This window comes from Sulfurovum sp. XGS-02, from assembly GCF_023213175.1.
Lineage (GTDB): Bacteria > Campylobacterota > Campylobacteria > Campylobacterales > Sulfurovaceae > Sulfurovum.
In genome coordinates, this window is record NZ_CP093312.1 from 1,975,003 (window position 1) to 2,001,903 (window position 26,901).

The 26,901-nt window shown below is 40.8% G+C and carries 29 protein-coding genes and 1 tRNA gene; 10 read left to right on the top strand and 20 right to left on the bottom strand.

Features of this window, described 5'->3' with window-relative positions:
* Positions 1-25 precede the first annotated feature (25 nt).
* From MN086_RS09770 to MN086_RS09785, 4 genes are all read right to left on the bottom strand, one after another.
* On the bottom strand, positions 26-670 hold the full coding sequence (locus tag MN086_RS09770) for an energy transducer TonB (protein ID WP_248575819.1): 645 nt from the start codon (positions 668-670) through the stop codon (positions 26-28).
* Between the two features lie 296 nt (positions 671-966).
* Entirely contained in the window at positions 967-1,683 is a 717-nt protein-coding gene (locus MN086_RS09775; protein ID WP_248575820.1) for a DUF2202 domain-containing protein, read from the bottom strand.
* A gap of 96 nt (positions 1,684-1,779) precedes the next feature.
* Complete coding sequence (locus MN086_RS09780) at positions 1,780-2,619, bottom strand: HAMP domain-containing sensor histidine kinase (protein ID WP_248575821.1); 840 nt, start codon at positions 2,617-2,619, stop codon at positions 1,780-1,782.
* Positions 2,616-3,269, bottom strand: a complete 654-nt coding sequence (locus MN086_RS09785; protein ID WP_248575822.1) for a response regulator transcription factor — start codon at positions 3,267-3,269, stop codon at positions 2,616-2,618. The genes MN086_RS09780 and MN086_RS09785 overlap by 4 nt, the downstream gene beginning before the upstream one ends.
* Positions 3,270-3,338: 69 nt before the next feature.
* On the opposite strand from MN086_RS09785, the gene MN086_RS09790 reads away from it, so the two are divergent.
* Positions 3,339-4,037, top strand: a complete 699-nt coding sequence (locus MN086_RS09790) for a small multi-drug export protein (protein WP_248575823.1) — start codon at positions 3,339-3,341, stop codon at positions 4,035-4,037.
* A gap of 15 nt (positions 4,038-4,052) precedes the next feature.
* Here MN086_RS09790 and fabG read toward each other — a convergent pair whose 3' ends face one another.
* Positions 4,053-4,796, bottom strand: a complete 744-nt coding sequence (gene fabG / locus MN086_RS09795) for a 3-oxoacyl-ACP reductase FabG (RefSeq protein WP_248575824.1) — start codon at positions 4,794-4,796, stop codon at positions 4,053-4,055.
* Between the two features lie 73 nt (positions 4,797-4,869).
* On the opposite strand from fabG, the gene MN086_RS09800 reads away from it, so the two are divergent.
* Positions 4,870-5,208, top strand: a complete 339-nt coding sequence (locus tag MN086_RS09800; protein WP_248575825.1) for a hypothetical protein — start codon at positions 4,870-4,872, stop codon at positions 5,206-5,208.
* Positions 5,209-5,220: 12 nt separating this feature from the next.
* Here MN086_RS09800 and gpmI read toward each other — a convergent pair whose 3' ends face one another.
* Positions 5,221-6,699: a 2,3-bisphosphoglycerate-independent phosphoglycerate mutase gene (gpmI, locus tag MN086_RS09805; protein ID WP_248575826.1), complete on the bottom strand. Its 1,479-nt coding sequence runs from the start codon at positions 6,697-6,699 to the stop codon at positions 5,221-5,223.
* A gap of 88 nt (positions 6,700-6,787) precedes the next feature.
* Here gpmI and mraY point away from each other — a divergent pair, with 88 nt between their 5' ends.
* From mraY to tilS, 6 genes are all read left to right on the top strand, one after another.
* Positions 6,788-7,846, top strand: a complete 1,059-nt coding sequence (gene mraY, locus MN086_RS09810) for a phospho-N-acetylmuramoyl-pentapeptide-transferase (RefSeq protein ID WP_248575827.1) — start codon at positions 6,788-6,790, stop codon at positions 7,844-7,846.
* Position 7,847: 1 nt separating this feature from the next.
* A complete protein-coding gene (murD, locus tag MN086_RS09815; RefSeq protein WP_248575828.1) occupies positions 7,848-9,062 on the top strand; it encodes a UDP-N-acetylmuramoyl-L-alanine--D-glutamate ligase in 1,215 nt (404 codons plus the stop codon).
* A gap of 84 nt (positions 9,063-9,146) precedes the next feature.
* A tRNA-Phe gene (locus MN086_RS09820) sits at positions 9,147-9,222 on the top strand.
* A gap of 258 nt (positions 9,223-9,480) precedes the next feature.
* A complete protein-coding gene (locus tag MN086_RS09825; RefSeq protein ID WP_248575829.1) occupies positions 9,481-10,707 on the top strand; it encodes a hypothetical protein in 1,227 nt (408 codons plus the stop codon).
* A gap of 158 nt (positions 10,708-10,865) precedes the next feature.
* Entirely contained in the window at positions 10,866-12,182 is a 1,317-nt protein-coding gene (gene rimO, locus MN086_RS09830; RefSeq protein ID WP_248575830.1) for a 30S ribosomal protein S12 methylthiotransferase RimO, read from the top strand.
* 8 nt (positions 12,183-12,190) lie between these two features.
* On the top strand, positions 12,191-13,174 hold the full coding sequence (tilS, locus tag MN086_RS09835) for a tRNA lysidine(34) synthetase TilS (protein WP_248575831.1): 984 nt from the start codon (positions 12,191-12,193) through the stop codon (positions 13,172-13,174).
* Between the two features lie 6 nt (positions 13,175-13,180).
* On the opposite strand, the gene MN086_RS09840 is transcribed toward tilS, so the two are convergent.
* The 4 genes from MN086_RS09840 to MN086_RS09855 form a co-directional block, all read right to left on the bottom strand.
* Positions 13,181-14,023 carry a tyrosine-type recombinase/integrase gene (locus MN086_RS09840; protein ID WP_248575832.1) on the bottom strand — a complete coding sequence of 281 codons (843 nt, stop codon included), beginning with the start codon at positions 14,021-14,023 and terminating at the stop codon, positions 13,181-13,183.
* 3 nt (positions 14,024-14,026) lie between these two features.
* Positions 14,027-14,650 (bottom strand): lysophospholipid acyltransferase family protein, encoded by a 624-nt coding sequence (locus MN086_RS09845; RefSeq protein ID WP_248575833.1) that lies wholly within the window; start codon positions 14,648-14,650, stop codon positions 14,027-14,029.
* Positions 14,651-14,658: 8 nt separating this feature from the next.
* A complete protein-coding gene (gene miaB, locus MN086_RS09850) occupies positions 14,659-15,957 on the bottom strand; it encodes a tRNA (N6-isopentenyl adenosine(37)-C2)-methylthiotransferase MiaB (protein WP_248575834.1) in 1,299 nt (432 codons plus the stop codon).
* Positions 15,958-16,041: 84 nt separating this feature from the next.
* A complete protein-coding gene (locus tag MN086_RS09855; protein ID WP_223898783.1) occupies positions 16,042-16,281 on the bottom strand; it encodes an HP0268 family nuclease in 240 nt (79 codons plus the stop codon).
* Between the two features lie 199 nt (positions 16,282-16,480).
* Between MN086_RS09855 and nusA the strand changes: the two genes are divergently transcribed.
* Positions 16,481-17,644 carry a transcription termination factor NusA gene (gene nusA, locus MN086_RS09860; protein ID WP_248575835.1) on the top strand — a complete coding sequence of 388 codons (1,164 nt, stop codon included), beginning with the start codon at positions 16,481-16,483 and terminating at the stop codon, positions 17,642-17,644.
* A 62-nt stretch (positions 17,645-17,706) separates the two neighbouring features.
* Here nusA and MN086_RS09865 read toward each other — a convergent pair whose 3' ends face one another.
* Genes MN086_RS09865 through gap form a run of 3 tightly spaced genes read right to left on the bottom strand, consistent with a single transcriptional unit; the run spans position 17,707 to position 20,606 of the window.
* Positions 17,707-18,396, bottom strand: coding sequence for a triose-phosphate isomerase (locus tag MN086_RS09865; protein ID WP_248575836.1), 690 nt, complete (start codon positions 18,394-18,396; stop codon positions 17,707-17,709).
* An 11-nt stretch (positions 18,397-18,407) separates the two neighbouring features.
* Positions 18,408-19,598: a phosphoglycerate kinase gene (gene pgk, locus MN086_RS09870; protein ID WP_248575837.1), complete on the bottom strand. Its 1,191-nt coding sequence runs from the start codon at positions 19,596-19,598 to the stop codon at positions 18,408-18,410.
* A 12-nt stretch (positions 19,599-19,610) separates the two neighbouring features.
* Entirely contained in the window at positions 19,611-20,606 is a 996-nt protein-coding gene (gene gap / locus MN086_RS09875; protein WP_248575838.1) for a type I glyceraldehyde-3-phosphate dehydrogenase, read from the bottom strand.
* Positions 20,607-20,667: 61 nt separating this feature from the next.
* Here gap and nadD point away from each other — a divergent pair, with 61 nt between their 5' ends.
* Positions 20,668-21,585 (top strand): nicotinate (nicotinamide) nucleotide adenylyltransferase, encoded by a 918-nt coding sequence (nadD, locus tag MN086_RS09880; RefSeq protein WP_248575839.1) that lies wholly within the window; start codon positions 20,668-20,670, stop codon positions 21,583-21,585.
* Between the two features lie 3 nt (positions 21,586-21,588).
* Here the strand turns inward: nadD and MN086_RS09885 are convergent, their stop codons facing one another.
* From MN086_RS09885 to MN086_RS09915, 7 genes are all read right to left on the bottom strand, one after another.
* Positions 21,589-21,927 (bottom strand): hypothetical protein, encoded by a 339-nt coding sequence (locus MN086_RS09885; protein WP_248575840.1) that lies wholly within the window; start codon positions 21,925-21,927, stop codon positions 21,589-21,591.
* Positions 21,928-21,987: 60 nt separating this feature from the next.
* A complete protein-coding gene (argS, locus tag MN086_RS09890) occupies positions 21,988-23,685 on the bottom strand; it encodes an arginine--tRNA ligase (protein WP_248575841.1) in 1,698 nt (565 codons plus the stop codon).
* Between the two features lie 103 nt (positions 23,686-23,788).
* Positions 23,789-24,010: a twin-arginine translocase TatA/TatE family subunit gene (locus MN086_RS09895; protein ID WP_248575842.1), complete on the bottom strand. Its 222-nt coding sequence runs from the start codon at positions 24,008-24,010 to the stop codon at positions 23,789-23,791.
* Between the two features lie 65 nt (positions 24,011-24,075).
* Positions 24,076-24,693, bottom strand: coding sequence for a guanylate kinase (gene gmk, locus MN086_RS09900; RefSeq protein WP_248575843.1), 618 nt, complete (start codon positions 24,691-24,693; stop codon positions 24,076-24,078).
* Positions 24,693-25,580, bottom strand: a complete 888-nt coding sequence (locus tag MN086_RS09905; RefSeq protein ID WP_248575844.1) for a hypothetical protein — start codon at positions 25,578-25,580, stop codon at positions 24,693-24,695. The genes gmk and MN086_RS09905 overlap by 1 nt, the downstream gene beginning before the upstream one ends.
* 203 nt (positions 25,581-25,783) lie before the next feature.
* Positions 25,784-26,272, bottom strand: coding sequence for a hypothetical protein (locus MN086_RS09910; protein WP_248575845.1), 489 nt, complete (start codon positions 26,270-26,272; stop codon positions 25,784-25,786).
* 13 nt (positions 26,273-26,285) lie between these two features.
* Positions 26,286-26,897: an outer membrane protein gene (locus tag MN086_RS09915; RefSeq protein WP_248575846.1), complete on the bottom strand. Its 612-nt coding sequence runs from the start codon at positions 26,895-26,897 to the stop codon at positions 26,286-26,288.
* Positions 26,898-26,901 lie beyond the last annotated feature (4 nt).

The following is a 26,901-nucleotide window of genomic DNA, read 5'->3' on the forward strand; positions in this document are numbered from 1 at the left end:
TAGTTGTGTTAATTAAGTGTTAAATCTATCTGATTTGATAGAGAAGTGAAATATTTATACTCTTTGGTAGCGAAATAGGCGCATTTTTTGTATCTATAGGAAATGCACTTTTTACAGCATTACGTGCAGACCGGTGAAATACTTTGGGCCCACTTACAGAGATATTTCCTACATTTCCATTTCTCAGAATAGTGAATTCAACCTTGACCGTACCTTGCATACCTCTCTTTTTTGCAATACGAGGATACGACTTATGCTTGTTTATTTTATTTCTGATATTCGCAAGAAATTGATTTTTCTGTGCAGGAGTGATATTTGCTTTTCGTGAAGAAGCTTTTTGTCTTCTCTGTTTTTTCTTGGCACTCTTCTTTTTCGTTTTTTTCTTGACCTCTTTTACGATCGGTTTAGGTATCACTTTTTCTGCTACTGGTTCAGGAGCAGGCTCCTTTTTGACTTCAGGTGCTTTTTCCGGGATCGGTTCTTTTATGATCTTAGGTTCTACAACAGGCTCTTCCTCAACTACAGGTTCTTCTTCAACGATAGGTTTCTCTATCTCTTTTTCTTCCTCTATCTCCTCTTGTTCCACCTGTTCTACGGTAGAAACAACTTCAGGTTGAAAAGAACACAAACAAAGCTGTGTCGTTTTCTCTTCTATTTTTTTTGTTGACACGAGATAATGTTCCTGCATATAAAAGAACAAACTTATGGTCAAAAGGTATATAAGGGTAGTGCTAAAATAAGAGATAAAATGGCGATGTTTTAACATATTTAGCATAGAAGAGTCTTTTTTGGGATGTATTATGACGGAAAAACGTTAAGGAAGTGTTAAAAAGCACAGAAGGAGTTTGTATTTAGTGAGGGGGTATCATCCTTATACAAAATACCTTCTGCATTCCACTTATTTCGACGTAAAAGAATTATGACAAAGAAGTGTTAATTAAGTGTTAAGTGAAATAAATATTTTTATTACTTTATATTTGGGTACTCAGGATGACAATATTCACTACCAAGAGAACAACAACCTTCAGCAATACCTTGATTTTTAAGCCCTTTATCAAATGACCAATAGTGATTGTAGCTACCATCACGTAAGAAACTGAATACGGTAACAATATCTGTTGCACCTTCAGACTCTGCTAATGCAATATCGCGATTTAAATCATTAACATCTACAACTTCAATAATACATCCTACCTTCAACGCCTCTATTTCAGATGCCGACCCTTGTGCAACAAGATCATCATAAAGTGTTTGTATAGCTGCAATATCATATATACCTGCATCCATCTCTTCTATAGGGGTATTGATGTAACCTAATGCCGGTAGATCAATATTCGTAAAATTCACATCATCACTGAGTTTATATTTTTGAATAAGCTCTTGTACCGCAGTAATATGTTGATGTTCCCCATTTGTTGCGATTTTCGTAAATTGTTCTGTACCATATTGATCATATAGAGCATTATAGACATCATAGGCAAGTCTTTCTTCATTACCCATATAAGCTAATGTGTTCATTAAGTCTTGAGATAAATTTGATTTTGGACTATCAAGTGCATCTGTAATTTCAGCTGGTAAATCAGATGCTACAATTTCTTCAATGGTCGAAGAAGATCCACCACATCCCATGATACTCAACACTAGACCACTAACCAACAAACTTTTGAGTAAACTACTTTTCATCAATTTATACTCTCCTTTACTATATTTATACAATGATAGTCGAGAAGTGTTAAGTAAGTGTGAAATTTATATAAAAAATAATATAAAATTATAGTATTAAGTAGCATGCACCTTTGACATATTTAAACTCACGGTTGTTCCAACGCCTTTTTCCGACTTGAAATGGATCTCTATGCCCTCTTCATCACAATATGCTTTGACCAGAGCAAGTCCTATGCCATCCCCGTCTTTTCTATCATCTGCCTGATAATAGCGTTCATGTACACGTAAAAGTTCTGTGGTTCCCATGCCCACACCCTGATCTTCCACACTTAAGATATGGTTGTTCAATGTCACAAGTATCGGTGCATCTTTGGAAGAGTACTTCATTGCATTGGAGACAATATTGTCAAACATCTGTTCAAAACCTATCTTGTCCACTTCTATCTCATACTGTTCTAAATTGAGTTCAAAAGGATTTCGTTTCTGATCTTTAAATACTTCAACCCGCTCTTCAATTAACGATTGAAGATCAAACCGCTCTTTTTCTATCGTATGCATCTCTTTATGGATGCTGTAGACCAACTCATCATAGAGCTTTTTGAGTCTTACACTGGCATCTTCTATACGCTTGATACGCTTTAAAGACTTCTCATCTTCCATTGTTTTTTTTAACATGGATGTATTGGCTTTGATCGTAGAAAGAGGGATATTAAGTTCATGAATAATATCATTGGTCAAAGAAGTCAGTGTATCTTCCATCTGTTTTTTAGGTGCAAAGATCAGTGTAGAGAGCACATATCCCCATCCTATGGCCACCAGCAAAACCAAAGCACCTGCGATAAAAAAATTAAACTCAGTGATATTCCAATTGCCTAAAAAACGATACACTGCAGTCAGCAGCGTAAACATAGTCACAAAGTAGATGACCGTACCAAAAATGATCTCTTTTCTCATTTAATGCTCATCTGGTACCCTACCCCGCGTACATTCTGTATCTGGGTAGGAAAATATTTTTTAAGTTGCGCGATATAGACTCTCAACGCCCCGTCACTTGCTTCTTCCGAAGAGCTCCAAAGACGCTCTTTGATCTGCTCTAAAGGAACCACACGTCCCTGACCTTCCAACAATGTCAGAAGAAGTTCACTCCCTTTAAGACTCAACTCCAGTGCCTTATCATTCTGGTACAGGGTCTTTGTCAAGATATCGAACCGATACGTCCCTATCTGTACGATCTGACTGCGTACCTGTCTACGTAACACCGCCTGTATACGTAAGAAAAGCTCATCCAGATCGACAGGCTTATGGATGTAATCATCCCCTCCTTTTTCAAACCCCTCTTTTAGCGATGCCTTATCTTCTCTGGATGTAATAAAGATACAAGGGGTCTCATCACCGCTTTGTCGTAATTTTTCTAAAAGTTCAAAACCGTTTTCATACGGTAGATTAACATCAAAAAGATAGAGATCAAATACATGTTCATAGGTAAGGTCCAGTGCAGTGTAAGGATCTAAAGCACAATGCAGGATATGCCCCTCTTCCTCTAAAAAGTCTTCCAGGGTTTCATTGAACAGTTTGTCATCTTCTAATACCAGTATCCGTGCCAATGCTTTCCTTTTCTTTGATATTTCCTTTGTGATTATACCTCAAAGTTATTTACATGATAGGGCAATTTCATGCTATACTTCTATTCCATAGACCAGACGGAAGGTATATTGTTGAAACTCGATCAATCATTTTTAAAACATAAAGAGGGGCAAATCTTGCTTCTTGGACTTATGTTATTAGGCGGCTACTTCATTCTTGTTTTACTTTGCGCTATTTTTTACTCAGATTATTTTCAAGAACTGCTCAGTATCACGATCACGAATGTCATATTTGGACGAATGGCAGGACTCTCTATAGGTGTTGCCTCACAGATGAACACTACTTTTCTTGTGCTCTTCAACTTTTTCATTGAATCCATTATGGTGCTCATCTTATATCCGCTCTTCGTCTTCAGCTGGAACAAGCTTGACGTCCTCTCTTATCCGCCACTTAGCCGATACCTGGAACGTTCTAAGATAAATGCCCATAAATATGAGCCCCTTATTAAACGCTACGGTGTTGTTGGACTCATTTTATTTGTATTGACACCTTTTGCCATGACCGGTCCGGTGGCGGGAAGTTTTGTAGGATTTTTGATCGGATTTCGGCATCGTGTGACTCTGGCTATTGTACTTACAAGTACCTTTGTTGCTATTAATATATGGATCTATCTGATCAAGAATTTTGAAGAAGAACTGGTCGCATACAGTGACATACTGATGATAGGTGTATTCATAGCTATCGCTGTATTGCTGTTGTGGTATTTTGTTAAGAAAAATTTTCGTTGAAAATTTTTGTAGAGACTACATAAACATCCCGCCATTCACTTTCAGTGTCTCACCTGTAATGTAAGAAGAGTGGTCAGAGAGTAAAAATGCTACGGCTTCAGCGACCTCTTTAGGTTCACCGAATCGACCCATTGGTATCTTGGCTGTGAACGCATCTTTTACCTCATCTTTAAGCACATCCGTCATCTCTGTCGCGATAAAACCCGGAGTGATCGTATTGTAACGGATGTTTCTAGGTGCAGCTTCTATCGCAAAACTTTTTGTCATCGCGATCGTTCCGCCTTTACTTGCCGAATAATTCGTCTGTCCTGCATTCCCTGTTTCACCTACGATAGAAGAGATATTCACCACAGAACCAAAACGCTTTTTCCCCATCACTTTGAGCGCTTCACGACACCCTATGAATGTGGATGTGAGGTTTGCATTGATCACATCCATGAACTCTTCCGTTTTCATACGCATCGCCAGTTTATCTTTGGTAATACCTGCATTGTTTACAAGATACGCAAGTTCACCATCTGTTTCTACGATGCTCTTCACTGCTGCAACAAAAGCTTCATCATCACTTACGTCAAAACCTATCACTTCAGCTTTCCCACCTTCAGCTTCTATGGCAGATTTTACAGCATTTGCTTCAGCCTCTCCGGAACGATAATTGATCCAAACTTTCAAACCAAAATTTGCAAGCCTTTTCGCTATCTCTGCACCTATCCCTCTGCTTGCTCCTGTGACTAAAACATTATGACCTGTAAATTTCATTTTGACCCTTTTTTTATACTTTTGATAAAATTGTACCATGTTTTTATGGTACAATTGCAGAAAGGACAGATGCATGGAAAATAAAATTAAAAAATCAGTAGCTACCTTACTTGCCCATATCATCAAAATTGATGATAGGGATATCGAAAAAGAAAGCCCGCTTTATTGTAAACTGATGGAAATGGATTTTGGTTGCGGTCCTGAGGAAGCAAAAACATTTTTAAAAGAAACATTGCACGAAGAGTATGATCTTGATGAGCACATTGCCATTATCAATGAGGCTTTATGTGATGATAAACTCAGTAAGATGCATATCCTCGAACAGCTGAATCATATTATCTACTCAGATACGATCAAACCTAATGATTATGAGGAATTTGAAAAGATCAAAAAGGCGCTTTTTTCCTGCTGATCTGAAAGTGTCTTAGATCAGCGGTGCATCCATCTCTTCTGGTATCTCCAATCCCATCAATTTAAGGACCGTAGGTGCAACATTATTCAACCCGCACCCCTCTTTCACTTCTGTTACACCTTCAGCGATAACAAAACACCATACTTCACCTACCGTATGGTTGGTCAAGATATGTCCTTCACTGTCTCTCATCTCTTCACAGTTCCCATGATCAGAAGTAAGTACCACGGCATAACCATCCTCTTTTGCTTTACTGAGTATCAACCCCAGTTCCGTGTCCACGGCATGGACTGCCTGGCGTGCTGCTTCATAGTTACCCGTATGACCTACCATATCTCCATTGGCAAAATTCACTACGATAAGATCATAAGACTCATCCATCGCCGTACGTACGGCTTCACCTACCTCTGGTGCAGACATCTCTGGTTTCATATCATAGGTTTTCACATCAGGGCTAGGGATGAGTACTCTGCTCTCTCCTACCATAGGCTCTTCCACACCGCCATTTAGAAAGAAGGTCACATGGGCATACTTTTCTGTTTCTGCTGTATGAAGTTGTCTCAGTCCTGCATCACTGACCACTTCTGCCAAGGTATGTTTCGGTGTCTCTTTAGGGAAAAGTATCGGGTAAGGAAATGTTGCATCATATTTTGTCATCGTTGCGATATTGAGCGGTATATCCTTGCATGCAAACTCATCAAAATGTGCATCTCCCAAAGCTGTTGTGATCTCCCGTACCCTGTCTGAACGGAAATTCGTCACAAGAACTACATCATCCTCTTCCATCCCACCATATGCTCCAAAGGCAACAGGTTCCATAAACTCATCGGTTTCATTCTTTGCATAACTCGCATCAATATACGCTTCCGGGCTTAGTGATGTTGACGGTGCAGCCTCGGCAATAGCACGATACCCTTTTTCGACTCTCTCCCAACGGTTATCACGATCCATCGTAAAGAATCGGCCGCCTATGGTCGCGATGGAGATATCATCATCACAGATCTCTTCTATTTGACTCACATAGGTTTTAGCTGAAGTAGGACTCACATCTCTACCATCTGTGATCAAATGTAAAAAGACATTTTTCCCTCTGTTTTTTGCAAGTTTTGCCAATCCGATCGTATGTTCTATATGGGAGTGCACGCCTCCATCACTCAGCAAACCTATCAAATGCACACGGTCACTCTTTCCTAAAATATCATTGAGTGCTTGGTTTTTTTCTATACTTCCATCTTCAAGTGCCAAAGAGATCTTGACCAGGTCCTGGTACAAAATACGACCAGAGCCTATGGTCATATGCCCTACTTCAGAGTTTCCCATCTGTCCTTCAGGCAGTCCTACGCTCAAACCATGTGTAGAGATAAGTGCTCTTGGTGCTGTTTCAAAAAGTCTATCATAGGTAGGTTTTGTAGCGTCTTTAAATGCATTACATGTACTGTCAGGCTTACACCCGATACCATCGGTGATGATCAAAACTGTTTTTTGTTTCATATTTTTTCTTTTCGTAGTATTTAATTGAAATAATAGTAAAATAAACTTTCTTAAATCTTTAATACAAAATTTTAAACGAAAGTTGACCATGCTATACGAACTCTCCCAACTCTTAGATATTAATCTTTTCGGATACATCTCAGTACGTGCAGGCGTTGCATTTTTCCTCGCTTTTATGCTGACACTCTTTATCATGCCAAAATACCTTGCCTGGGCTATCTCAAAAAAAGCAAACCAACCCATCAGCAAATATGTCCCTGCACATGAAGGAAAACGTCATACGCCGACCATGGGGGGTGCAATATTCCTGGTCTCTACACTCATTGCTGCCTTACTTACGGTAGATCTATCCAACATTTACATACTTGGCGGCCTTATCACGCTCATAGGTTTTGGTTTGGTCGGGTTTAAAGATGACCTGGGAAAAGTACTTGCGGGGGACAACCTGCAAGGCCTAACACCGAAGGGAAAAATGGGATTACAGATCATCGTTGCAGCAGCTGCTACAGGCCTGCTTCTCTACGGAGGATTCCCTACAGAATTCTATATACCGTTTCTTAAAACACCTCTTTTTGATCTAGGGTATGCAGCCATTCCTTTTTGGGTACTTGTCTTCTTAGCTACGACCAATGCTGTCAACCTTACCGATGGGCTTGATGGACTGGCAACGGTACCCTCTATCATTGCATTGGTTTCACTCGGGCTGATCATCTATGTGACAGGCCATGCCATATTCAGTGAGTATCTGCTGGTTCCGAACATCAAAGGTGTGGGGGAAGTGATGATCCTTGCTGCCGCGCTTATCGGTGGTCTGTTTGGTTTCTTATGGTACAACTGCTACCCTGCAGAGATCTTCATGGGAGATACCGGCAGTCTTGCTATCGGTGGTTTTTTGGCCTATCTTGCCATTTTAGGAAAAAGTGAGATCCTGCTTATCCTCATCGGTATCATCTTTGTCATTGAAACCGTCTCGGTGATACTACAGGTGGGAAGCTTCAAACTGCGTGGGAAACGTGTCTTCCTCATGGCGCCTATTCATCACCATTTTGAACTCAAAAAATGGGCGGAAAACAAGATCATCATCCGTTTCTGGATGATCTCATTCATTGCAAACATACTTGCACTCATCTCCTTTAAGTTCAGATAATATGGAAAAGACAAAGCCCACACTCTTCGGCTACGGCCTCACTACCAAAGCGATCGCTAAAAAACTAGGCGGCGGATGTACTTTTTTCGATGACAATGTCACAGAAGCCTATACTGACGAAGCAGGGAATCAGATCCTTCCTTCTGCGCTTTTTGATCCGGATAAAAGTCTTTTGGAAGTCACCACACCCAGCCTCAAACCCACTCACCCGCTGATCAGAGCTGCTAAAAACCTGCTCAGCGAATATGATTACTTTGCCAAAGAGATGCCTTTTAGCATCTGGATATCGGGGACCAACGGTAAAACAACCACCACACAGATGCTTACGCACCTTTTGGCCAAACGCGGTGCCCTGAGCGGAGGGAACATCGGTACACCGTTGGCAGATCTTGATACCAATGCACCTATTTGGGTCTTGGAAAGCTCCTCGTTCGCTCTGCACCATACCAAAACGGCCTCACCGGACATCTATCTTTTACTCCCTATCACACCCGATCATCTAGACTGGCATGAAACAGCTGAAGCGTACGAGGCAGACAAACTCAGACCTCTGCTCACTATGAAAGAAGGAGAACTGGCACTCCTGCCTAAAGGGCTGAACCTTCCAAAGACCCATGCCTATGTCGTTGAGTATGACAGCAACGCATTTATTGAAGCCTATTTTGGGCTGGATAGCTCTCAGTTACGCTTCAAAGGTGCTTTTTTACAGGATGCCCTACTAGCACTTGCCGTGACCAAAGTGCTTTTCGATGAAGCAGATTATGATCTGATGAATGCGTTTGTACTCGATGCCCACAGGCAAGAAGAGTTCAAAGATGATCAGGGAAGACTCTGGGTGAACGACTCCAAAGCAACCAATCTTGATGCTACGATACAGGCTGTCAAAGGATATGCCGACAAACATATTCATCTCATACTGGGTGGAGATGACAAAGGGGTAGACCTGACACCTCTTTTTGAGGTCATGGCACCGCTTAACCTTACACTATATACTATAGGGGCAAATTCTGACAAACTTTTGGTCCTTGCAAAGAGATACCATGTTAATGCTGTAGAGTCACAAACCATAGACAATGCAGTCAAACAGATAGATAAAGTCCATACACAAGAGAGTGTTGCCCTCTTATCTCCTGCTGCAGCCAGTTTTGATCAGTTCAACTCTTACAAGCACAGAGGTGAGACTTTTATAGAACTGGTGAAAAATTTAAAAAAATAATTTATTTTGTCTGTTACATACTATTTTTTTAAGTTTATGCAGTTATAATTCTATCCACTTAAACAGAGATCTTCTCTTTAAGTTGGCTCCATAGCTCAGTTGGTAGAGCAAAGGATTGAAAATCCTTGTGTCGGCGGTTCGATTCCGTCTGGCGCCACCATTATCTTTTATAATCACCCTCAAAATATTCATATCCATTAACCAAAACCTTCAAAAAGTAGTCATTTTTCTTAAAAACAACGTCAAAATCGCTATTTTCTTATGCTGATTATTTGTATTGTTACCCCAAAACTCTACGTAAATACGACACCTCTTCACATTTATTAACTATTTGTTAACTAATTATTAATTTTATTGACATTATTCAAGAATTTAGGTTATACTTATGCTGTATTCAAACAAATTCAAGGAGATTACAATGAAAAAAACATTATTACTTTCAGTAGTAGCGTCAACAATGATCATGGCTGGTGGAGATATCGCTCCAGTTGAGCCAGTAGTAGAAGCACCGGCAGCAGCATCTGCATGGGAATTTAGTGGAAACGCGGTAGTTTATTACCAGACAGCTGACCAATGGTATGGAGACTACAGTCTTTTTGACCAAGAAGCATCAGCAGCAGACGCTGGTATCCAACTTAGAGCGACTAACAACGATGTAGTTGCTGGTATCGGTGCAGGTTTTGCAGTAAATGGACTTTCTACTCTTAACTTAGAAAATAGTGTAGTAAATGGTGTTATGCAACTTACTGGAAACCCAGTAGCTGGAAATGATATTGATGATGTAACTGACGGTGGGTGGATCTCAGAAGCTTACTTGACTTACGGATTTGGTAACACAAGCATCAAAGCGGGTCGTCAAACACTTCCAAAATCACTTTCTCCATTTGCATACTCAGAAAACTGGAATGTATTTGCAAACACATTTGATTCTGTATTAGTAGTAAACACTGATATTGAAAACACAACTATCGTTGGTGCATGGGTATATGGCGGTAACGTTAACTCTTTTGGAATGACTAACCTAACTGATTTCAATGCATTGAATGATGATGATGGTGTATATATGTTAACACTACAAAACAAGTCAATCGCAGATTTAACATTGACAGGTTCTTACTACTATGGTTCTGAGCACATTGGTGGAGAAGATACTCAAATTCTATGGGGTGATGCTGCATACGATGCAGGAAGCTTTGGTCTTGGTATCCAAGGTGGGACTTTGATGAATGATAGTTTTGTAGATGACATGACTGCATTTGGTGCAAAAATCACTACTGAAGTAAGTGGTTTCAACCTTATGGCTGCATACTCTGATGTACAAGATGGTGCAATGTTACAACTAGGTGGAACAACTTCAGCACTTTATACTAATACAGTTGCAAACGAATTAGTTAATGGTCTTTTAGAAATAGATGCTTCTAAAATCCTTGTTGGTGCAGGTGTAGATGCACTTGGAGGAAACTTCAATGCTGCATATGCAATGACTGATTCTGATGTTACAGGTGATGTAAATGAGTTTGATCTTGTTTATTCAACAAACCTTACAGATGCTCTAGGTCTAACTGCTGCTTACGTAAATATTGATGCAGATGCAATGACTGATTCACTTAACGTTGTACGTCTAATCGCAAACTACAACTTCTAAGAATCACTTCTTTAAGTTTTACTTGCTTTAGAGTTCAGGCTTTTGCCTGGCTCTAACCTCTTTTTACTTCTTAAATCCTTTTACATTTTTTCAACCTTATACATTTTTTTATCTTTTGGCTATAATGCTGAAAAAGTTTAAAATACAAATGAGTTTTAATGAACAGTAAAAAATTACACTTGGTCAGCCTTGGCTGTACTAAAAACCTTGTCGACAGCGAAGTGATGCTCGGTCGTCTGAAAGAGTATGAGATCACCGATGACAATACTGAGGCTGATGTCATCATCGTAAACACCTGTGGATTCATCGATGCGGCCAAAGAAGAGAGTATCAACACGGTACTGAACCTGCATGACGAACGTAAAGAGAACTCTATCCTGGTGATGAGCGGATGTTTGAGCGAACGTTATAAAGAAGAGCTACAGGCAGATATGCCTGAAATTGACATCTTTACCGGTGTAGGTGACTACGAGAAGATCGATGAGCTGATCGCCTCTAAACAGAGTACTTTCAGCCCGGAAGTCTACCTTGCTACGGAAACATCCGGAAGGGTCATTACAGGATCCAACTACCATGCCTACATCAAGATAGCAGAAGGGTGCAACCAGGCATGTTCTTTCTGTGCGATCCCAAGTTTTAAAGGAAAGCTGCATTCGCGCTCACTCTCTTCCATCATCAAAGAGATAGAGAACCTTGTAGACCAAGGCTTTTATGACTTCTCTTTCATCTCTCAGGATAGCTCCAGCTACGGACGTGACATGGGGATTAAAGATGGTCTGGTCGACCTCATCAAAGGTGTTGAAGCTATAGAGGGTGTCAAGTCTGCACGTATCTTGTACCTTTACCCTAGTACCACAACTTTTGCACTTGTCGATGCCATCGCGGACTCTGATGTATTCCAGACCTATTATGATATGCCTATCCAGCACATCGATGATGGGGTGCTCAAAACCATGAAACGCGGGTTCGGAGAGAAGAAGACCATCGAACTGCTTGAATACATGAAAAGCAAACCGGGTGCCTTTTTACGTACCTCTGTGATCGCAGGACACCCTGGCGAAAGTGTAGAGAGCTTTCAGCGACTGTGTGACTTTATGGAAACCTTCGAGTTTGACAGATTTAACACCTTCCACTACTCTAATGAAGAGACAACCGCTGCTTATAACATGGAACAGGTCGATGAAGAGACCATTGACCAAAGAGCACAAATTCTTGGTGAGATCGCAGAAGAGAGTACGCTCAAGTCGCTTGAAAAAACGGTCGGACAAACCCTTACGGTCGTCATAGATGGCGAAAGTGATGAACACGAATACCTGCTTTCAGCAAGACCGCTCATCTGGGCGGTGGATATCGATGGTGAGATCCTCATCAATGATACCTCTGACCTGCCTGTTGAGTATGGGAAAAGATATGAGGCAAAAGTGACTGAACTGGTGGGTACACAACTTCTTGCTACACTGATCAAGGCACTCTAAACCAGCCTATGCTCACACTCGACCTCTCACACCTCAAAGGGAAAAAGAATTTATTGGCTTTTTCCGCAGGTGTGGACTCCTCTGCACTCTTCTTTTTACTCCTGGAACACCATATAAAGTTCGATATCGCCATCGTCAATTATGGTACACGCGAAACGAGTGATGAAGAAGAGGCGCATGCCAAAGCCCTTGCTAAAAAATATAAACTCTACTGTCACAGCATTAAAGCCCCTACATTTCACAGCCATTTTGAAAAACAGGCTAGAGACTTTCGCTATGAATTTTTTGAATCTCTTATCACTATAGAAGGCTACGATACCCTGATCACTGCCCATCAGCTCAATGATCAGCTGGAGTGGCTACTTATGCGTCTTAGCAAAGGAGCAGGCTTAAGTGAACTTCTGGGCCTTGAACCTATCACACAAAAAGGGCATTATGCCCTCATACGTCCACTGCTTGCCTATAGTAAAGAAGAGTTGCTTGAGTATCTGCAAACCAACGAACATCCTTATTTTGTGGATGAGAGCAACACGGATGAAAGCTATGAGCGCAATAAATTCAGAAAACACTTCTCCAATGCACTGATAGCAGAATACAAAGAGGGTATCAAACGCTCTATAGTATACTTGAGAAAAGACAAAGAGATACTGGAAAGCGGCTTTGAATCGATCTACAGCAACAAACTGCTGCACATTGTCCAGCTGCATACCCCCACTGCTAAGGTGAAAGCAGCGGATCTCACACTCAAAAAACTGGGCTACCTCCTCTCGGCTCCTCAGCGCCAGGAAATAGAGAAAGAATCCTCTTTGGTCATAGGCGGAGTGTGGAGTGTCGTACTTCAAGAGGATCTGCTCTTCATTGCTCCCTATCTCACAGTCGATATGCCAAAGAAATTTAAAGAGCTCTGCAGGGTACTAAAAGTACCAGGGAAGATAAGGCCTTACCTTTTTGAAGCACATATTGACCCTTCAGAGCTTACCTTCAGCCAGTGATCACACTTACTGCTCTTTTGCATCGGCTAAAGGGTGTGCTTTCATGTACTCCTGCATTTTTTTGACACTTCCAAGCTTTGTGTAGACCTGTGTAGTTGCCATCGTTTCGTGCCCTAAAAGTTCACTCACATCTGCGATACGTGCACCGTTATTGAGCAGATGCGTGGCAAAAGAGTGCCGCAGTTGATGCGGTGTCACTTTCAAGCCCTGTCTCTTGAAAAGTTTTGTAAGTATATAACGTAACTGTGCAGCGTTCATAGGTGCGGCACCTTTTTCAAACAGATACTTTTTAGGAGATCTGCTCTTAAGATACAAAGTAATAAGTTGTTGCAAACTGCCCAACAAAGGCAGCTCTCTTACCTTGTTCCCTTTACCATGGATCTGTATCCATCCCCCTTTGATATCTTCAAGTTTGAGAGTACTCAGTTCAGAGATACGCAACCCCAATCCGTAGAGCATAGAAATAAGCAGTTTCTCCTCCATATTGGCATGACTCAGTACCTCTTCTATATAGTTCTCTTCAACGGGCTTAGGGAGGCTTTGAGGTACCTTTATGGACTCATCCCCTATAAGTCTGATACGCAGATGACACTGATCTTCGAGGTATTTTGTAAAAGAGTGGATAGCAGAGAGTTTTTTGACAATGGTCTTTTTATGATTTTTAACGATCTTGAAACGAAAAGGAGTGATATCCAGCACCGTGATACCATCTTCTTCATACACATGGCTCTCTTCGAGCATTTGCCTCAATACTATCTCATACGTCACTATAGAGGTTTCAGAATAGCCTCTAACGTCAAACAGATAATGTAAAAACTCCTCAGATGCCTCTTGAAGTTTATCTTTCATCTCTTAATGCACCGTATGGGTTAACATTTTTTCTCTAAGGAAGTTTCTGGCATCATCCAGTTCCATACCCTCCAAAGAGACACTCTCCAAATAGAAATCGATGGTCGTAAAAGGTTTGGGAATAAGAAATTTGTCCCAGCTTCCAAGCTGCCAATACGCCTTAGGTATATAATTGACTGTTAATACCGGTGCCTTGGCTTTATGTGCCAACGCGATAGCACCATCACTGATGCTGTGGCGCGGCCCCCTGGGACCATCAGGGGTCACCAGCAGGTCATCCCCTTTTTTGAGTGCCCTGAATGCTTCTAAGAGTACCTGTTTGGCTCCACGGCTACTAGAGCCTCGCAAAGGCGCTATAGAGAAATAGATCAGTATCCTTGCGATCATCTCGCCATCGAAGTGCCTGGAGATGATCCCGGAAGCTGACTGTTTTTTATGAAAATGGCGATAGGCTTGGGGAGACATCAGCAGTTCACCGTGCCAACAGACCACTATCGACTGATCCTGGCTTATCTCACCCATGATATGAAAGTTTTTTTTAGAGGTAAGCCAGTAAAAACGCATCAGAAGATAGCCCAGCGGGGGGAGCAGGACTTGAGCAATACTTCGTGATAGTGTTTTAAACATTAGCTCTCCTAAACAAGCACTCCATCAAGAGCACCCCTAGAGGTTTTTGTCACTTTGACATCTACTATTTTACCTAAAAGCTCTTCACTTCCCTGAACGAAAAAGAGTTTACCATCATCTGAACGCCCTGAAACCCTTCCGTTGGGTTTGAGTTCATCAAAATAGACTTGATGTATAGTACCCAACTGCGCATCCATGATCTCATCCAGGATCTCAGTATGTCGTGCCTGAAGTCGTGTCAATCTCTCTCCGGCTACATCGCCGTCGATTTGATTATCAAACTCTGCTGCTTCAGTATGCGGACGGGGAGAGTATTTGAAAGAGAACATCTGCTCAAAACGTACTTTTTCCAGTACATCCATCGTATCTTCAAAGTCCGCATCACTTTCACCCGGAAAACCAACGATGATATCTGTAGAGATCGTGGCTTCAGGGCAAAGTGTACGGATCTTTTCACAGCGGTTCAGGAAGTTCTCTTTGGTATACCCTCTTTTCATTGCTTTGAGCAGTGATGTCGAGCCACTTTGCAAAGGCACATGTATCTGTTTGCATATCTTAGGATTAGAGGCGAACTCCTGAATGAAAGCATCATCCATATGTAAAGGGTGAGGAGAGGTAAACCGTATGCGCTCCAACCCCTCTATCTTAGAGATCTTTTGTAATAACTGTGTAAAATCACACTGTTCTTCTGAAGATCCGAATCGTCTTCCGTAGTTATTGACATTCTGTCCAAGAAGCATCACCTCTTTTGCACCGGTAGCTACCGCTTTTTTAATCTCTTGTACGATAAGGTCAGAAGGAATCGATATCTCTTCTCCACGTGTTGCAGGTACGATACAGAAGGTACAAGACTTGTCACATCCTATGGAGATATTGACCATCGCTTTGTAAGGGTTGCTTCTGTACTCGCCAAAGGCATAGGTACTTTCATCAAAATCCGTACTGACCTCTACGGCATGCTTTTTATGGACCACTTCAGTGATCTTCGAGACATTTCTTGCGCCTAGCACAAAGTCTACAGAGGGTGCACGTTTGATGATCTCATCACCTAAATGGGAAGCGGTACATCCTGTCACACCGATTTTGGCAGAGGGTTTTTTGTTTTTGTTAAAGACACCGATCTCTGAAAAGAGTTTTGCAACAGGCTTCTCTCTGACAGAACAGGTATTAATGATGATAAGGTCAGCATCTTTCAGATTTTCAGTGATTTCGTAGGATTCTTTTTGGTTCAGCTCTGCGATCATATGTTCACTGTCACGAACGTTCATCGCACAACCAAGTGTTTCTATAAATAATTTTTTACTCAAATGTTATCTCTTCTTTAATGGGGTAGTTTTTTGAACTGAAGCCCAAAAAACCATGCTTACGCCAAGCCTACCTTAGAAGCAGTCTTATGCGATAATGTGTACTTCGTAGATATATTCATTCTCATCCAGTCCGTACTTGACTTCTCTCATATATACAGAGAAACCTTTTTCTTCAAAATATTCGATCAACTCTTTCAGCTCTTTATGCGAGTTATCTTTATCAAAATAAAAGATAGATCTATTCGCTAGTTCATCTTCTATTTTTTGCAATTCAATCGTTTTCGGCTTCGCTTTAAGGGTTGTTCTAGCAAGTTTTAATTTCATCTATGGATACCTTTTAAATTATATTATTTATTCTTCCGATTTATACAACAATTATACTTTATTTTCTGTAAAGCTTTGGTTAGCTATAATAATCAACTTCAAAAACAACACCTCCCAAGACGTTATTGACACTGTTATGTTACCTCTTGTAGCGGTATATTGTATTGATTAGAAAAACATTTATAAATTAGGAAAAATCATGGAAAAAATATTAGACATCATAGAAGCGATAGCACACGAAAAAAATATCTCTAAAGAGCATGCGATAGAAGCGTTTAAAGAAGCTTTGATCAATACAGCTAAGAAACTGACAAGCTTTACAAGTACCTTTGAAGTGAACATAGACAATGATACAAAAAAATATTCTGTCTATAAGGTCATTACCGTTGTAGCCGATGATGATGAACAACTTTATGTGGAAGTAGGAAAAGAGGGGAACAAGCAAGAAATCGAGTCAGACAGTTTCATCGCTCTCTCCGATGCACAAGAGTTTGATGACTCTTTAGAGGTAGGAGACCAGTTAAAAGAGGAATTCATCTTGGAAGAACACGGGCGTACAGCTTCAGCAAATCTTTTCAGAGAGCTTGAGTACCATGTACAAAGACGTATAGAACAGGATCTCTTTGAGAAATACAAAGAACAAGTAGGTTCAGTGATGTTAGGTACCGTGAACCGTGTGGATGCAGATGACAATACACATGTTGAGATCGGTGAGCTTAAAGGTATTCTTACACAGAGAAACCGTATCAAAGGTGAGAAGTTTAAACGCGGAGACTCTATCCGTGCACTTCTCAGATATGTAAGTGTTGATCCGGATCATGGTCTTTTCCTGGAATTGACAAGAACTTCACCTAAATTCCTCGAAGCACTGATGGCCAATGAAGTACCTGAGATCGATGACGGTGTCGTAGAGATCGTGGCTGCAGCGAGGATCCCGGGGGAAAGAGCAAAAATAGCACTGAAAACAGAGCAGATGAATGTCGATCCTATCGGTGCAGCTGTGGGGGTTAAAGGTGTACGTATCAATGCCGTCAGTGAAGAGCTTAACGGTGAAAATATCGACTGTATCGAATTCTCACCTATCCCTGAAGTTTTCATCACACGTGCATTAAGTCCTGCCATTTCTCAGAGTATCAAAGTAGATGCTGATGAGAAAAAAGCGGTTGTCAACATTACAAGCGATCAAAAAGCAAAAGCGATCGGTAAATCCGGAATTAATATCCGTCTAGCCTCTATGCTGACAGGATATACGATAGAATTGAACGAAATTGAAGGGGTAACCGAAAGACAAGTAGATAGTTCAGAGAGTGCAGAAGTTACAAAAACGACTGATACATCAGCACTGGAAGATCTCTTTAAATAAGAAAATAGCTTGAAATAAACGCTCGTCATCCTCGGATTAGGTCCGAGAATGACACTATATGACTACGCTAAAATTATTTCGGAAAAACTCTCTACATCCAAAGAGGCAGATCCTACTAAAACACCGTCCACACCTCTAATCGCAGCAATCTCTTGAATATTAGATGTCTTCACACTACCTCCATAGAGCAGCGGCTTTTGTACAGTTTGTTTTAACGCTTGATGGGTAGAAGCTATCTCTTCAACCGTAGCAGATCTTCCTGTTCCTATCGCCCAGATAGGTTCATAAGCAACGATAAGATTTTTATAGCTGATATCAATACCATCAAACTGTGCAAGCAGATACTCCATCACCGCTTCATCACCCTTTTCTCTTATCTCAAGCGGTTCACCAATGCAGTAGAGTATTTCATACCCCTGCTCTTTAAAAAATGTAAATTTCTCTGCTACTTTGTCTTGGGACTCGCCTAAATGTTCCCGTCTTTCGCTATGTCCGATGAGTATCGTTCTGATACCGAATTCATCAAGCTGCTCTGTACCTATTTCTCCGGTAAATGCACCGTTTTGCACAGGATAGGCATTTTGTGTACCGATAGTAAAATCACCCTCATATCTACCTAAAGCTGTTGCAGGAGGAAAGATATAAACTTGGTCTTCAGGTTTTTTTGCAAGCAACTTCTCATTCAATACTTTAATGTATTTTTCTGTTGATGCTCTGGTATGATTTGTTTTAAAATTTGCTGCAAAAATCAATCAAAATCCTTTTACTCAAGTGCTTCTATTCCTGGCAGAGAAATACCTTCTATCAGTTTCAAGCTTGCTCCACCACCTGTACTTACAAAGGTCATCTCATCTGCATCACCGGCACGTTGTGTCACATCGGCAGTGTCACCACCCCCTACGATCGTCGTCGCATGTGTTTGTGCAATGTTATTTGACATAGCGAAACTACCTTTTGAATATCTATCCATTTCATAGACACCCATAGGACCGTTCCATATAATCGTTTGTGCATCATTAAGTGCTTCACGGAAAAGTCTTGAAGATGCAGGACCTATATCCAGTCCCATCCAACCTGCAGGGATCTCTTGTATAGGCAGAAATTTGACTGTCGTCTTCTCTGAAAACTCTGGTGCCACCACGACATCAACCGGTAAATAGAGTTTAACCCCCAGCTCTTTGGCTTTGGTCATAATACCTTTTGCTTCATCCAACAGATCATCTTCAACCAAGGAATTACCTACTTCATACCCTTGTGCCTTAAGGAATGTAAATGCCATTCCACCGCCGATGATGATCTTGTCGACTTTATTGATAAGGTTTGTCAAGGCCTGAAGTTTACCAGATACTTTGGATCCACCCACAACTGCAATAAAAGGACGCACAGGGTTTTCAAGTACTTTAGAGAAGAAATTGATCTCTTTACTCATAAGAAAACCTGCTGCCTTATGGTCTGCATCAAAGAATTTGGTGATCGCATCAATAGAAGCATGTTTTCTATGACAGGCACCAAATGCATCATTCACGTAAAACTCTGCAAAACTTGCCAACTGCTCAGCAAATGCCATATCATTTTCTGTTTCCCCTGCTTCATAACGGAGATTTTCAAGTAAAAGCATATCGCCTTCTTTCATCACCGCTGCTTTTGCTTTAGCATCTTCACCTACGACATCTTCTGCCATAAAAATTTCATTTTCTACTTTGAGTAAGGTACGCAGTCTTTTTGCTATAGGAGCCAATGAATACTTCTCTTCATACTTCCCTGGTTCTGGTCTTTCATAGTGTGAAGCAAGAATGATTTTACAGTCTCTGTCTATGCAATAGCGAATTGTCGCCAATGCAGAACGTATACGTCTGTCATCTGTAATATTCCCAAATTCATCCTTTGGTACATTAAAATCACATCTTATAAAAACTCTTTTACCGTCAATCTTTAAATCTTTTAATGTTTTCATCTATTCCCTGTCTTACTTTTTACTTACGTGTACTGCCATATCTACCAGACGTCGAGAGTATCCCCACTCATTGTCATACCAAGAAAGCACTTTAACCATGTTATCTCCTATCACCTGGATAGTATCGAGAGGTACTACCGTACTTAACTCTTCACCCACAAAATCCTGGGAGACCCTGTACTCTTCATCTACACCTAAAATACCTTTATGTGACCCTTCACTGGCTGTTTTGAATGCAGCTTGTACCTCTTCAACTGTTACGTTTGTGTTGAGGGTTACTGTGAGATCGACCATAGAGACATCCGGCGTTGGTACTCTTATCGCCTGCCCGTTTAACTTGCCTGAAAGGTTTGGAAGTACTTTGGAGATGGCTTTTGCTGCACCCGTTGTTGTGGGGACAAGATTCGTTGCACCGGCACGCCCTTTTCTCGGATCTTTTTTATGTTTTGCATCCAATATAGGCTGAGAAGAGGTATAAGAGTGTATCGTGGTCATCAATCCTTTTTCTATACCAAATACATCATCCAAAACCTTTGCTACAGGAGCCAATCCGTTGGTCGTACAGCTAGCATTTGAAATGATCGCTTCACCTGCATAATCATCAGCATTGGCTCCAAGTACGAATGTTGCCGTATCATCTTTTGCCGGTGCAGAAAAAACCACTTTCTTTACACCATTGTCCAAATAAGGCTGTACACTCTCCGCTGTCAAGAACGCTCCTGTACACTCTAAGACAAGATCAGCACCGCAAGAGGCAAAATCAAGCTTGGAAAGATCACGTTCTGCAAAGATCTTGGCTTTCGTTCCACCGATATTCAAATAGCCGTCGGCTACAGTGATATCATTGCGTCTTCCATGGACAGAGTCATATTTTAGGTTGTATTGGATCATCTCATCAGTCCCCGAAGCATTTACTGCAACAAGTTCAATATCATCTCTATCTGCAATAATACGCGCCACACATCTACCGATTCTTCCAAGTCCGTTAATTGCTACTTTTACAGCCATACTTTACCCTTATGATTATTATGCTAAAATTACGCAATTTTACAGTAAATGAGGTTAGTATTTGGTTAATCATCAAAAGCCTACTATAGCTATCTTTGGGGGGAGTTTTGACCCTCCGCATAAAGGACACCAACTAATCGTTGAAAAAGCTGTAGAAAAGTTACAAATTGATCAACTGTTAGTCGTACCTGCCTATCTGAACCCTTTTAAAACATCTACACTGGCTGATGCTCCTACACGGCTTGCATGGTGTCATACACTATTTGACCCTATTGAGCGTGTGAAAGTAGATGACTATGAGATCAAAGAAGGTAAAAGTACAGTCACCTCACAAAGTGTAAAACATTTTAACCAAAGATACCATGTCAAGTATCTGATCATAGGATCTGACAACCTGTCAACATTGACAAAATGGCATGCATTCGAATGGCTGAATGAAACAATAACTTGGGTTATAGCAACACGGGACGATCATCATTTAGAGACGGATGAACTTAAAAACTGGAAGCTTCTGCATATAGATGCCCCTATAAGTTCAACCCAAATAAGAGAAGAGAAAGATTTACAATTTATTGACGGAAAGATCAGAGAATCTGTCAAGCATATATTAGAAAGGCCACACCATATGACAATAGACGAAAGAATAGAAAATATCGTAAAAGTACTTGACGATAAGAAAGCTGAAGAGATAGAAGTATTTAACCTTGATGATGCAGATTATATAGCAAAACGTGTAGTGATCGCAAACTCACTCAATCCTAAACACACCCTTGCACTTTTTGACCATCTAAAAACGGAGCTTAAAAAACAAGGAGATACATTTCTTGCATCAGACTCAAGTGATGAGTGGTCCGTAGCTGACCTTGGAGATATACTTATCCATATCATGATACCTGAATACAGACAACGCTATTCACTTGAAACATTTTTAAATGAACTCGTTGAGAATCAGAAGAAACAGGATAGCGATCTAGCATAAAGATCAATGCGCAGGGAGTATTCCCTCGTGCCCCGATCCTGTTAACCACTCCATTAACAAAAACAATCCAATAGTCACCAGCGGTGAAAAGATCACCCACCCGATATATCGGTCTTTTACAAGATAGAGTATCAATCCACCCCATGAAACAATCATCAATATCATATGTGCCAGATATAGGGGCATGACCTGTCGTGTTACATTTCCCATAACTGCCAATGCAATGATCACGCCAAACGTAAGAAACGCTATCAAAAGTTTTTTGAGGTTTTTGCTTCGATAATACTGAAAAAATATGATGCCCAGCGTAGCAAAGATCGCTAGAATAATGAGTGCTTTCATACGTACTTCTCCCTTTGAAGCGGCAAAATCCCTTCAAAATTTTGCCAAACGTTGTAGATATTATAGCTTATCGACAGTCTCGATCCCGAGTATATCCAATCCTTGTTTGATCGTCTTAGCTGTCAGATCAGCCAAGAGTAATCGACTCATCTTTGTTGCTTCATCCACACCCTCTTTGAGTATAGGGTTCTGTTCATAGAAACGCATGAATAACGTTGCCAACTCATAGAGATAGGTTGTGATCTGGTTAGGTGCGGCATCCACTGCTGCACGGTTCAGTATATCTTCAAAACGCAGGATCATTGTAGCAAGTCTATGCTCCAATGCATCGCCGATAACAATATCTCCCTCCACTGGGCCGCCATACTTTCTGAAGATACTTTGAATCCTTGCATAGGCATACTGCATATAGAGCGACGTGTTACCCTCAAAACTCAACATCTTATCCCAGTTGAAAATATAGTTGGATTCACGGTTGATCGAAAGGTCTGCATACTTCACTGCACCGATACCTATGGTCTTTGCCAGTGCTTCTAGTTCTTCTTCCGAATAGCTCTCTTTGTCATTGATCGTCTCTTTGGCTTTTGCAACAGCCTCATCAAGCAGCTCAATCAGTTTAACTGTTCCGCCTTCACGTGTTTTAAATGGTTTTCCGTCTTTACCCATCATCGTACCAAAGGCAATATGCTCAAGCTTCACCTCTTCAGGAACAAAGCCGGCCTCTTTTGCCACTTTGAATACCTGTTTAAAGTGTTCCCCCTGTCTTGCATCCACCACATACGCAATACGCTCTGCCCCCAGTGTCTTTGCCCTATAACGCAATGCTGCAAGGTCGGTAGTGGCATAAAGGTAGCCTCCATCACCCTTTTGAACGATCACCGGGATTTCCTCCCCTTCCAAAAAGACACACTGTGCACCATCACTCTGTGTCAATAATCCTTTGGCATCCAGATCACTTATGACACTATGCAGGTCATCATTGTAAAAACTCTCTGCACGGACATCTTCACGCGTCAGGTTAACACTCAGTTTTTCATACACCTCTTCACAGTGCCCCAAAGAGATATCTATAAATTTTTGCCAAAGTGCCAAACAGTGACTGTCACCACTTTGGATCTTGACCACATACTCTCTAGCTTTATCTGCAAATGCCTCATCTTCATCAAAACGCCCTTTCGCATCCTTATAAAACTGCTCAAGGTCTTTCAAACTTACCGTACCCTCTTCATGTATCTCTTCAAGGTAGGCAATAAGCATTCCAAACTGTGTACCCCAGTCTCCAATATGGTTTTGACGTATGACCTCATCCCCTAGGTAGGTTAAAAGGTTTGCCAAGGTATCACCGATGATCGTTGAACGCAAGTGTCCTACATGCATCTGTTTTGCCATGTTCGGACCGGAATAATCTACCACTACCTTGATAGGTGTTTCTCGCTCTTCTACACCAAGCCTACTATCTTTACGTGCCACTTCACATTGTGAAGCCAACCAAAAAGGATTGAGCCATAGGTTAATAAATCCCGGTCCTGCTATCTCTGCTTTCGCCAAAATCCCTGTTAGGTCAAGATTTTCTATGATCTCTGTAGCTATCATCCTAGGATTTTTACCCAGTTTTTTAGACAATGCCATCGCACCGTTAAACTGAAAGTCCCCAAACTCAGGCTTTGTTGCTTCCGTTACGCTCATAGGCTCAGCATCTATACCTGCTTTGGAAAAAGCTTCTTTGATCACATGATTGATTTGTAATTTTAATTTCATAGGTTGTCCGTCATAGTTAATATGGAATTGTAGTAGAAAATAGCTTCATAGCTATTTGGAGGAGTATTTTCAACACTGAGTCACAAAGTACTCAGCATTAAACTTAAGCATTTTCGCTTTTTTTCTCTTCTGTTGAAGCTTCAACTTTAGGCTCATCTTTTGAAGCAATCTCTTTAGGCTCTTCTTCGTCCTCTTTAATTGCTTTTTTAAAGTCTTTGATACCTTTTCCCATACCTTTAGCAAGATCTGGAATCTTCTTTGCTCCAAAAAGAAGCACAACAATCGCCAATACGATTAGTAATTCTGGCATACTTGGCATACCCATGTTAATCCTTTATATTCGCTACAATGAGCATTAATTTGAACAATTATACTGCAATAAATTTAATATTACTTTTCACCTAACCATTGTCTTATAAATTTTTCTTCCTCTTCTATACTTTGTTTCAATCTAGCGGCCCTTGCAACGATCACAAAACGTTTGGTCGCTTCCTCTACCGTATCATTGATAATCGTAAAGTCATACTCCCCGACTGCTTTTATCTCACCTTTTGCATTTTCAATGCGCTTCACGATCACTGACTCATCATCTGTAGATCGTGCCCGAAGTCTTGTCTCCAATGCGTTTAATGTCGGCGGTGTGATAAATGCTGAAGTAGTAATGTCGTTCATCTTTGCACGCACAAGTCTATGACCCTGTACATCGATGTCAAATATCACCAGTTTTCCCTCTTCCAGGGCTTCTCTTACAGGCTTGAGTGATGTACCGTAGTAGTTGCCGTGCACCTCCGCATACTCAAGAAAATTTCCCGCTTTGATATCTTCTTCAAAACTCTCTTTGGTGACAAAAAAATAATCTTTACCATCTTCTTCGCCTACTCTGGGGGCACGTGTGGTCGTCGATATAGAAAAATAATATTCACCTATCTCATCTGATGCTGCGTTGATAATGGTACTTTTACCCGCACCGCTTGGGCCTGAGAGCACTAAAATAGCACCTTTTTGCATTATTGATCATCCTCTAATTTTATTTTGATTTTTGTCTCTTTGCCTTTTAAAAGCTTTTTGATCTTTTTAGGCTTCATTCGAACCAGTGCAGCCATGATCGCTTCTTCAATGCGAAAAAGCTCATCTTCATCCAATCCTATCTCTTCTTTTTTCTTTATCTTAGAAGATGTCTCATCTGTATCTTCTGGAGCATTGACCGTATCCTTGCTCAACTCTTCGACTATTTCATCTTCTTCTACGATCTCTAATCCATCAGCGATCAGCTGTTCTTTGATCACTTTCACTTTGCGTGCCGCAACCTCATCATCGCTCAAAGAGATAGTATCTTCTTCATTCTCTTCTAGCTCATCGTCCATATCCAGCAATGCTTTGATCTTTGCTATTTCATCACTGTCCAGTACTTCCGGGGGGCCCATATCTTCTTTCGGTTCGGGCATATCATCACTCTCTTCATCCTCTACAGACGAAAGAAAAATATCCGGCAAGATCTCATCCTCCGCCTCTTCATTTTCCAAAGAGAACGAACCCATAGAAATATCTTCATCCAAAGCAACTTTTTCTTTTGCCTCATCGGGATCATCCGGAGTGATACTTTCAATAATGTTGATGATCTGTGAAGGCAGGAACGGTTTCTTGACACTCTCATCAAAGCCTTTCACCGCTTCACCGGTATAAGAGATAAAAACTTTTTTACTGGCTTGCAATGCTTCAAGTAACGCCTGAACATCCTCCGTATAAGAAGCTTCATCCACAAAAACGATCTCATATGAAGCTTTATCCACTGCATCTGCACTCACCACTTCATCCAGCACTATATACTCATCTCTCGTGCAAAGCGCAAGCAGTCTTGAAACTACAGGATTGATGTTAATGAGTAAAATGTTCATTGATATTAACTCCCTAAAGTTATTACTATCATTATAATATAAATCTGGTTAGGACTTGGTTGTTTATAAGGGGTGTGTAAAAAGTAAATATTTTTAATAAGAATAGAAAAAGATAAAAAGAATATCTACATCGTAAATACTCTATTATTTATTATACACAAAGATGGATAGTTCTCCATCTTTGTGTATTATTGATTGATAAATTATACTGGTCCCATTTGACAATCAGTTTTTTGAATGTCTAAAATCGTCCAATTCTCATTTGGACCTCCTGGACCCTCTAGAAAATAGGTTGCTCCCACTTCCAATCTGCCAGGAGTACCACCCTCTGCAGTACTAAGGTTCATATCTGCCTCCTCAGGTATCCATGCTATTACATCGCCAACTATGTTATAGTAAGATACATTATTCCAGCTTATAAATGAGTCGCCATCAAAAGGTGCCTCAGGGTCCAAACAAATAAATTGTATCGAACTATTATTCTCCTCCCCTTGAATACTTGTACCCGTCACTTTATAGCCAAGTGACAAGTCATTAATATCCACTGATACAGCAGCTGGAGTACTAACACCTGCACTCCCTGCAAGAGGTTCATCAGATGGTGCCCCTGTCGTTCCATCACATCCGCTTAAAGTCAAAAATGCAGCACCTGCAAGTATAAATGGTAATATTTTCAAATTTGGTGATTTCATTATCTAATCCTTTTTAAAAGTTATAAGAGAGACCAACTGTCCAAGCGTCTGCATCTACATCTGAAGTCTGTGCTCTATAGCCAAATCCTGTATCATCATACAAAGATACATAATCAGCAAAGATAGAAATCTCTTCTGTGAATGCATAACTTGCTCCAACTCCCCACTGGAACCCACCTTCCACGGCGTCACCGCCTGCAAGATCGTCAAGCATCACTTCACCATATCCCAAAAGCGCATAGAGTGAGAACTCTCCGATCGGATACATAGGTTTAACATAAACTCCCCAAGTAGATACATCACCATCATAAGCATTTGCCACATTTGTCAAATTCCCTGCATCATAATCTGAATCTCCCAAACCAAATGAATAACGACCTTCAAAAGCCAGATATTCATTGACTTGATAACCTGCTTGAATCATTAAGGTTGTTGAAGATATTTCTTCATCAGTGGTATCATTATTCACAGATACTTCACCTAGACCAAATCCTGCATAAAAAGGATTTACTTCAACCTCTGGTATTTCAACAACAGGCTCTACAACTTTCGTCATATCACCACCCGCATAAGCCATTCCGCTTAGTGCCATAATGGACACAAGAGATACAATACTCTTTTTCATTACT

Coding starts and splice junctions, on each gene's coding strand:
- MN086_RS09800 (WP_248575825.1), top strand. CDS start 4,870: ATGGAAAATAAAATTAAAAAATCAGTAGCTACCTTACTTGCCCATATC.
- MN086_RS09790 (WP_248575823.1), top strand. CDS start 3,339: ATGCTATACTTCTATTCCATAGACCAGACGGAAGGTATATTGTTGAAA.
- MN086_RS09840 (WP_248575832.1), bottom strand. CDS start 14,023: ATGAAAGATAAACTTCAAGAGGCATCTGAGGAGTTTTTACATTATCTG.
- tilS (WP_248575831.1), top strand. CDS start 12,191: ATGCTCACACTCGACCTCTCACACCTCAAAGGGAAAAAGAATTTATTG.
- MN086_RS09780 (WP_248575821.1), bottom strand. CDS start 2,619: ATGAGAAAAGAGATCATTTTTGGTACGGTCATCTACTTTGTGACTATG.
- murD (WP_248575828.1), top strand. CDS start 7,848: ATGGAAAAGACAAAGCCCACACTCTTCGGCTACGGCCTCACTACCAAA.
- gmk (WP_248575843.1), bottom strand. CDS start 24,693: ATGCAAAAAGGTGCTATTTTAGTGCTCTCAGGCCCAAGCGGTGCGGGT.
- MN086_RS09855 (WP_223898783.1), bottom strand. CDS start 16,281: ATGAAATTAAAACTTGCTAGAACAACCCTTAAAGCGAAGCCGAAAACG.
- nusA (WP_248575835.1), top strand. CDS start 16,481: ATGGAAAAAATATTAGACATCATAGAAGCGATAGCACACGAAAAAAAT.
- gap (WP_248575838.1), bottom strand. CDS start 20,606: ATGGCTGTAAAAGTAGCAATTAACGGACTTGGAAGAATCGGTAGATGT.
- MN086_RS09885 (WP_248575840.1), bottom strand. CDS start 21,927: ATGAAAGCACTCATTATTCTAGCGATCTTTGCTACGCTGGGCATCATA.
- MN086_RS09895 (WP_248575842.1), bottom strand. CDS start 24,010: ATGGGTATGCCAAGTATGCCAGAATTACTAATCGTATTGGCGATTGTT.
- MN086_RS09825 (WP_248575829.1), top strand. CDS start 9,481: ATGAAAAAAACATTATTACTTTCAGTAGTAGCGTCAACAATGATCATG.
- fabG (WP_248575824.1), bottom strand. CDS start 4,796: ATGAAATTTACAGGTCATAATGTTTTAGTCACAGGAGCAAGCAGAGGG.
- pgk (WP_248575837.1), bottom strand. CDS start 19,598: ATGAAAACATTAAAAGATTTAAAGATTGACGGTAAAAGAGTTTTTATA.
- MN086_RS09775 (WP_248575820.1), bottom strand. CDS start 1,683: ATGAAAAGTAGTTTACTCAAAAGTTTGTTGGTTAGTGGTCTAGTGTTG.
- MN086_RS09910 (WP_248575845.1), bottom strand. CDS start 26,272: ATGAAATCACCAAATTTGAAAATATTACCATTTATACTTGCAGGTGCT.
- MN086_RS09915 (WP_248575846.1), bottom strand. CDS start 26,897: ATGAAAAAGAGTATTGTATCTCTTGTGTCCATTATGGCACTAAGCGGA.
- MN086_RS09905 (WP_248575844.1), bottom strand. CDS start 25,580: ATGAACATTTTACTCATTAACATCAATCCTGTAGTTTCAAGACTGCTT.
- rimO (WP_248575830.1), top strand. CDS start 10,866: ATGAACAGTAAAAAATTACACTTGGTCAGCCTTGGCTGTACTAAAAAC.
- gpmI (WP_248575826.1), bottom strand. CDS start 6,699: ATGAAACAAAAAACAGTTTTGATCATCACCGATGGTATCGGGTGTAAG.
- argS (WP_248575841.1), bottom strand. CDS start 23,685: ATGAAATTAAAATTACAAATCAATCATGTGATCAAAGAAGCTTTTTCC.
- MN086_RS09845 (WP_248575833.1), bottom strand. CDS start 14,650: ATGTTTAAAACACTATCACGAAGTATTGCTCAAGTCCTGCTCCCCCCG.
- mraY (WP_248575827.1), top strand. CDS start 6,788: ATGCTATACGAACTCTCCCAACTCTTAGATATTAATCTTTTCGGATAC.